At 63.5% G+C, this 6,565-nt stretch carries 9 protein-coding genes; 2 read left to right on the top strand and 7 right to left on the bottom strand.

Annotation, left to right across the window (positions count from 1 at the left end):
• The 7 genes from GDA49_03900 to betC form a co-directional block, all read right to left on the bottom strand.
• The coding region (locus GDA49_03900; GenBank protein ID MBC6439552.1) for a hypothetical protein at nucleotides 1-183 on the bottom strand (183 nt) is incomplete at its 3' end.
• A gap of 206 nt (nucleotides 184-389) precedes the next feature.
• On the bottom strand, nucleotides 390-647 hold the full coding sequence (locus GDA49_03895; GenBank protein ID MBC6439551.1) for an ATP-binding protein: 258 nt from the start codon (nucleotides 645-647) through the stop codon (nucleotides 390-392).
• A gap of 190 nt (nucleotides 648-837) precedes the next feature.
• Nucleotides 838-1,026 carry a hypothetical protein gene (locus GDA49_03890; protein ID MBC6439550.1) on the bottom strand — a complete coding sequence of 63 codons (189 nt, stop codon included), beginning with the start codon at nucleotides 1,024-1,026 and terminating at the stop codon, nucleotides 838-840.
• Nucleotides 1,027-1,035: 9 nt separating this feature from the next.
• Nucleotides 1,036-1,194, bottom strand: a complete 159-nt coding sequence (locus tag GDA49_03885) for a hypothetical protein (protein MBC6439549.1) — start codon at nucleotides 1,192-1,194, stop codon at nucleotides 1,036-1,038.
• Between the two features lie 96 nt (nucleotides 1,195-1,290).
• On the bottom strand, nucleotides 1,291-1,590 hold the full coding sequence (locus GDA49_03880) for a hypothetical protein (protein ID MBC6439548.1): 300 nt from the start codon (nucleotides 1,588-1,590) through the stop codon (nucleotides 1,291-1,293).
• 186 nt (nucleotides 1,591-1,776) lie between these two features.
• Nucleotides 1,777-3,420, bottom strand: a complete 1,644-nt coding sequence (locus GDA49_03875) for a choline dehydrogenase (GenBank protein MBC6439547.1) — start codon at nucleotides 3,418-3,420, stop codon at nucleotides 1,777-1,779.
• A 17-nt stretch (nucleotides 3,421-3,437) separates the two neighbouring features.
• Complete coding sequence (gene betC / locus GDA49_03870; protein MBC6439546.1) at nucleotides 3,438-4,967, bottom strand: choline-sulfatase; 1,530 nt, start codon at nucleotides 4,965-4,967, stop codon at nucleotides 3,438-3,440.
• A 211-nt stretch (nucleotides 4,968-5,178) separates the two neighbouring features.
• On the opposite strand from betC, the gene GDA49_03865 reads away from it, so the two are divergent.
• Entirely contained in the window at nucleotides 5,179-5,679 is a 501-nt protein-coding gene (locus tag GDA49_03865) for an FAD-binding oxidoreductase (GenBank protein MBC6439545.1), read from the top strand.
• A 228-nt stretch (nucleotides 5,680-5,907) separates the two neighbouring features.
• Entirely contained in the window at nucleotides 5,908-6,417 is a 510-nt protein-coding gene (locus GDA49_03860) for an FAD-binding oxidoreductase (protein ID MBC6439544.1), read from the top strand.
• Nucleotides 6,418-6,565 lie beyond the last annotated feature (148 nt).

Here is a 6,565-nt window from a genome sequence, read left to right as displayed (position 1 = left end):
CGGCGAGCGATGGTTCATCAGGCCCGCCGCCCCCTTGGCGCACAACACGCCCTTGTTGACGGGATGGTCGCTGTTGCCGTCGATGTAGACCGGCTCACCGTCCTTCTTGTGAACGCGGATGCCACAGCGGCAGGCGCACATGTAGCAGGTGGTGGTGACCACCTCGTCGGCGATCGGCGGCATCTCCGCGATGCGGCGTTCGAGGCGTCGGCGTTCGTCGGACAACCGGTGCTCCAGATCGTTCAAGCAGGGTGCCTGGAACGATTCGGGTCGGGCGACCTGCGGTCCAAGCGGCGGCAAGCGGCGGCAAGCGGCGGCAAGCGGCAGGTTGTCGTGAGATGCCCGCGTGATCAAGGGACCAAACCGTCCAGACGCACGAAACCGGTGTGTCAGGCCACCACGCGATTCGCGGGAAAGCGCACCGCAGCCCGGGTCCCCTCTCCTGCTGTGCTCTCCAGCGTCAGCGAACCGCCGTGCAGTTCGACCAACTGCTTGGTCAGCGGCAACCCGAGGCCGGTCCCCTTCCGCGTGCGCCCCGCACTGCCGAACTGGACGAAGGGTTCGAATGCGGTCTCAAGCTCCTCGGCGGTCATGCCGACGCCGCGGTCTTCGATGATCATCAGCGTGCCGACGGCATCGGCATTCACACTGACACGGACATGCCTTCTTCGCGTGAGGACTTGACCGCATTGGACAGCAGGTTGAGCACGATCTGGCGCACCCGTCACGCATCCACACGCGGCCGAACCGTACCGTCATCGACCTCGTTTTTGGGCGAAAATCTCGGATTCGAAACTCTCGAACCGCTCGTGCTCTTCCAGCAACCGCTTGAACTCGTCACGCCGCCTGTGACGCGTCGAGATCTAGATCGATGAAATGCTTGTAACCGGGATAGAAGGCGCCGATCGGATTATCACCGACGACCTCTCGGTACATCGCAGGTGTCAACGCGCCGGCAAACAGGTCAAGCGTGAGGTCACCGAAAGTGTCCGAGACAAACGTGTCACGAAAGTCCTCAGCGAGCATGCTGTCGTCTCAATGACCTGCCATCGCCCCGGTGAGCCACCATGCGACAAGGGCGTTGGTGTTGGCGGCTTCGTCAAACGAGGCAAACGACGCGAAATCAGATGACGCGTCCCCAAATTCGCCGTCAGAGAAGGCAAGCCAGCTTCGCAGCAACACCGCAGCAAGCACGCCGCTATCCTGCGTTGCAAGCTCGTAAGCCCTACCCGCATCACTCCGTGCAAGCAGCCATTACCCAAGAAATTCCTGACAGAAGGCGCGAGCGTGTTAGGCATACTGGTCATCCCGATTACAGGCTATGGTGCCTCCGAAGTCGACTGCAGCCTCCTTGCAGTTGTCACGCGACCAATTGGCATAGTCTCGTAGATCGTAGCCATGGTAGTCCCTCGGCCACAGTGCGATGTAGTCGGCGGCATGGGAGACAGCCGCCTGGAGGTCGCCACGATCAACGGCTTCGTAGAACGACGCCTCGACCTCCTCCTGCTCCAGGGTCAGCCCTTCGGGCATCGTCTGACTGACAACTTTGTCGACCTCGCGCTCCAGCGCTTCGCCGACATCCCCGAACAAGTTCTTGCAGGCGCCGAGAGTCTGATCGCAGCAAGATGCGGGCCACGATCAGCCCGATGCCGAACAGCAGAAGGAGGAACAGAAAGCCCGACGATTGGTTCTTTCTGTTGATGACGTCGTAACGGTTAGACGAACCGATCCCCGGCATGTCACCGAAGCCTCGCGCTCACAAGCTCCGAGTGTAAGTCAGGGCACCGGGATCGGGAACTCTGACGCTGCGCCGGCAAATCCCGCGTTCGACGGCGGCAGGGGATCACGACCGAGAATGAGATCGGCCGCCTTCTCGCCGATCATCATGGTCGGCGCATTGAGATTGCCGCTGGTGATCGAAGGCATGATCGAGCTATCGGTCACGCGCAGGCCTTCGATGCCGCAAACCCGGCATTCGGGATCGACCACGGCCAAGGCATCTGTACCCATCTTGCAGGTGCCGCAGGGGTGATAGGCGCTCTCGGCAGTCTCGCGAATGAGCTGATCGATCGCATCTTTGCTCTTGGCTGATGCCCAGGGATCGACTTCGGCACCACGGAAGTCATCCATCGCCGGTTGGCTGACCACGTCACGGGCCTGCTGGATACAGGCGCGCAGGTCTTCGAGATCGCGCGGGTCGTCGAGGAAGTTGAAGTCGATGAGCGGCCGCTCCCCCGGATCGGCCGAAGCAAGCCTGACGGTCCCCCGGCTGTGCTCCCGCAGCGTGCCGACGCATGTGCAGAAGCCGCCGCGTTTGGTGCTGGCACCCCAGCCGTCCAGCAGGAATGGGAAGAAATGGTACTGGATGTCAGGATGCGGCTTGTCGGGCGTCGAGCGGGTGAAGGCGCCGACCTCGACGAAATTCGTGGCGCAGGGTCCGTCCTGGGTCAGGAACCACTGGACACCCGCCGCCACCTTGCGCAGCGGGCTGGCCGCGATCCTGTTCAGGGTGTGACCGATCTCCGCGCCCCACTGAACGTGAAGCTCGAGATGATCCTGCAAGTTCCCGCCGACACCCGGCAGATCGTGCACGACCTCAATGCCGTGCTCGCGCAGGTGATCGGCGGGTCCGATGCCCGACAGCATCAGGAGATGGGGCGACGAGAACGCACCGGCCGCAATGATGACCTCGCGTTCCGCACGGATGGTCTCGCCGGTGCCGAGTAACACGCCGACAGCCCGCTTGCCCTCAATCACGATGCGGTGGGTTTCCGCGCCGGTGCGGATCGTCAGGTTGGGTCGGCCTTTGACCGGCTTGAGGTAGGCATGCCACGTGCTGGCCCGCTGACCGCCGTCGATATTCTGGTCGAACGACCCGAAGCCCTCCTGCTGGTAGCCGTTGACGTCGTTGGTTCGGGAAAAGCCCGCCTGTTCGCCGGCCTCAACGAAGGCCCGGTTGAGGTCCATGCGAATGCCGAAGGTCTTCGTGGCCACGGGGCCGTCGCCGCCATGCCACGGCGTCTCGCCGCGCACATTGGATTCGCAGCGCTTGAAGTAGGGCAGCACGTCGGCATAACCCCAGCATTGCGCACCCTCTTCTTCCCAGCGCTCGAAGTCGCGCGCGTGACCCCTGATGTAGGCCATGCCGTTGATCGCCGACGAGCCACCCAGCCCCTTGCCACGCGGCTGATAGATCTTGCGGCCGGCCAGTTTCTTCTGCGGCACCGAGCGATAGGACCAGTTGTAGGGTCCGCCGAGGAAATGCATGCCGAAGCCGGCCGGCATGCGGATCGACCAGTGATCGGTGGAACCGCCCGCCTCGAGCAGAAGCACGCGGACGTCCGGTTCCTCGCTCAGACGGGCCGCCAGCGATCCGCCGCCCGATCCCGCACCGACGACGATGTAGTCGTAGCCCGCCATGTCCGCCCCTTTTCGCGTCAGCGTTTCTGGTCGCTCCAGCTCGTGTCGTAGATGCCCTGGATGTCGCCCTCGTCACGGACATACTCACGCGAGGCATCACGCATCGGCTGCCAGTCCCACGGATCGTTTTTGCCGACAGACAACGCCTTCTCGAGGAAGGTACGGGCGCGCTGGCTCGCGATCACCCGCTCCTTCAGGTCTGCCGTGTCCCACTGACGATGGATCTCGGCCTTGAGTTCGGCTTCAGCATCAGCCACGTCCACGGAGCCCGCACGGTTGGTTAGCTCGTCGGGATCGTCTTCGAGGTCATAAAGCAGTGGCGGGTCGTCATCGCAGTGGACGTACTTCCAGCGGCCACGGCGGACCATCAGCAGGGGCGATTCCGCACCCTCGCCGCAGTACTCGCTGTAGGCGGTATCGGCCCAGCCGTCAGTGTTACCGCTTGCCAGGCCGGCCATGCTGCCGCCGTCGATCGGCGAAAAAAGCTCGGGCATCGCACCGTCGTTCGCCCACTCCAGGAACGTGGGGAAGAGATCGAGCAGCGAGACATTCTCCCTGACCCGTCGGGCGCCGTAGGTACCGGGCGCGTGCACGATCATCGGGATCCGCGCCGACCACTCGTGGAAGCTCATCTTGAACCACATGCCGCGCTCGCCAAGCATATCGCCGTGGTCGCCCGAGACAACGATGATGGTATTGCCCCTCTCGCCGATCGCCTCGAGCGTTTCGAGCACGCGGCCGATGCGCTCGTCGAGCCAGGTCACCACCGCATAGTAGGCCCGCCGCGCCCTGCGGACATCGTCCAGCCCGACCTCGTCCATATGACGACCGATCGTGTAATAGAGACGACGACTGTGAGGATCGCGCTCATCAAGCGGGATGTCGCCGACCCGGGGCTCGTCGATCTCGTCGTCGGTATAGAGGTCCCAGTGGTTCGGCGGCGCGAGATAGGGATCGTGCGGGCTGATAAAGCTGGTAGCGAGAAAGAAGGGACTGTCGTCGCCACGGTCGGCATGGTCGTGCAGCCAGCGGCAGGCCTCGACCGTGACCTCCTCGTCGTACTTCACGTTCACGCTGCGCCGCCACGGACCTGCGTCCAGCAGGGCGCGCATGGAGTGGTACCAGGGCTCCCAATAGGTCGGGCCGAGGGTCCAGTCCGTAGTCCACAGGAAGTTGGCAGGATAGACGTCGGTCGTGACGCGGTCTTCGAAGCCGTGGAGCTGGTCGGGGCCGACAAAGTGCATCTTGCCCGACAGACACGTGTGATAGCCCATCATGCGCAGGTAGTGCGCAAAGGTCGGCACCTCCGACGACAGCGTGTTCGCGTTGTCGTAGGAACCAACACGCGACGGCAGGCGGCCCGACATCAGGCTGTACCGCGCTGGCGCACAGACCGGGTAGTTGCAGTAGGCATTCTCGAAGACGACGCCCTCGGCCGCCAACCTCTCGAGATTCGGCGTGCGGCAGACCGTGCCGCCATAGGGCTTGAGCACCTGCGGGGCGAGCTGGTCCATCATGAGGAAGAGGATGTTGGGCTGCTTGGTCATCGGTGCTCCACGGCAACAGCGGCTGGCTCTCGGTCGAAAGCAGAGACTAGACTCAGCCATAGCTTTGGGACCGCCAACATGTCCATGCCCGACAGCGTCTGGGCCGCAAGCGCCGCACCTGCCGCCGAGATGCCTAACCCATGGCGGAAAGTGAGGAGGCCGCCGTCGTCATCGTGGGCGGCGGCTTCACCAGTCTGAGGGCGGCGCTCCATTGTTTCGGAACTCGGCAAGTCGGTCATCGTGCTGGAGGCGGACGAACCCGGCTGGGGGCACATACGGCCGCGACAGCGGGCAGGTCAATCCGGGCTGGCGCATGCTGCCGTCGGAGATCCCGGCGAAGTACGGCAGCAACCGGGGTGCCGCCGTGCTCGACAAGGCAACCGATCTCATCTTCGGCCTGATAGAACGGCACGGCGTCGTCTGCGACCACGAACGCCCCGGTTTCGTTCACGCGGGCTTCGGCAATACGTTCCTCGAATCCTGGGTCAGGGAATGGGGCGAGTTGGGTGTGACGGTCGAACGTTACGACCACCAAGGCCTCAGGGACATGATCGGCACCGATTTCTATCATCCCGGCATGCGGGAGCCCCGAAGCGGTCACCTGCAGCCGCTGTACTACACTCGCGGCATGGCGCACACCGCCCTTGAGAAAGGTGCCATGGTATACGGTCGAACCCGTGCGACCAGCATCCATCAGGAGGGCAAGGGCTAGCGATTGGTCGCCGAGGGCGGCGAGGTGGCGGCCGAGCACGTGCCGCTATGTACCAACGGCTACACAGACCGTTCGTGGCCCGATCTCAAAAACCGTCGTTTCCATCGGCGACCGACCCCCTGAACGAGACACAGCTCGCCCATGTGCTGCTCGGCCGCCATGCCGTCGCTGAGACCCGCCGGGCGTTGCACTACTTCCAACTCGACCGCGACAACCACTTCGTCATCAATGGGTGGGGGCAATTTCACGAACCTCAGCGAACCCGTTTCCGTCGAACACCTCAAGAAGACGGCCGCCGAGATCTACCCGGCGCTGTACGGCATCGGCTGGCAATTCAAGTGGGACGGCCAGGTCGCCATCACGACAGACCACACGCCGTGCCTCTTCAAGCTGGCCGAGAACGTTCATGCCGGTATGGTCTTCAACAGCCACGGCGTTGCAATGTGTTCCATGTTCGGCATCCAGCTCGCCCGCGTCGTCCTGGGCGAGGAACCGGACATGACGATCGAGCCGACCGAAATCGTGCCCAATCACGCTTTCCGGCAACTGGGCCTGGCATGGTTCCTGGTGAGCGGCTGCCTTCTCGACCGCGGCGACATGCAGGAAGCAACCGCGACCTGGGACCGAGTGCGCCGGTGTACCAGCCACGCACGCCCGGCCACAGCAAGCGCGATCAGCACAAGCGCTGGGCCCTGCCCGATCGGGTGTTTTTCGTCTGCTGCGCCTGCCACATCCTAGCCTACGCCTTTCTGGAACGGCACGACCGGTGGCGAGATGGAGGCACTCTGGATCCGTCCCATCAACAGCTTTACCGGCAATCAACATCGTCGTGAGCTTCGGCGACAGGGTGTTCGACTACCACGGCTACAGCGACTGCTGGTTCTTC

Source organism: Rhodospirillales bacterium (genome assembly GCA_014323865.1).
Lineage (GTDB): Bacteria > Pseudomonadota > Alphaproteobacteria > SP197 > SP197 > SP197.
This window is presented reverse-complemented; position numbering and strand designations above follow the sequence as displayed.

What these genes read in the sequence shown, in the direction of transcription:
- GDA49_03860 (MBC6439544.1), top strand. Translation starts at nt 5,908, where the DNA reads ATGGGTGGGGGCAATTTCACGAACCTCAGCGAACCCGTTTCCGTCGAA.
- GDA49_03875 (MBC6439547.1), bottom strand. Translation starts at nt 3,420, where the DNA reads ATGGCGGGCTACGACTACATCGTCGTCGGTGCGGGATCGGGCGGCGGA.
- GDA49_03890 (MBC6439550.1), bottom strand. Translation starts at nt 1,026, where the DNA reads ATGCTCGCTGAGGACTTTCGTGACACGTTTGTCTCGGACACTTTCGGT.
- betC (MBC6439546.1), bottom strand. Translation starts at nt 4,967, where the DNA reads ATGACCAAGCAGCCCAACATCCTCTTCCTCATGATGGACCAGCTCGCC.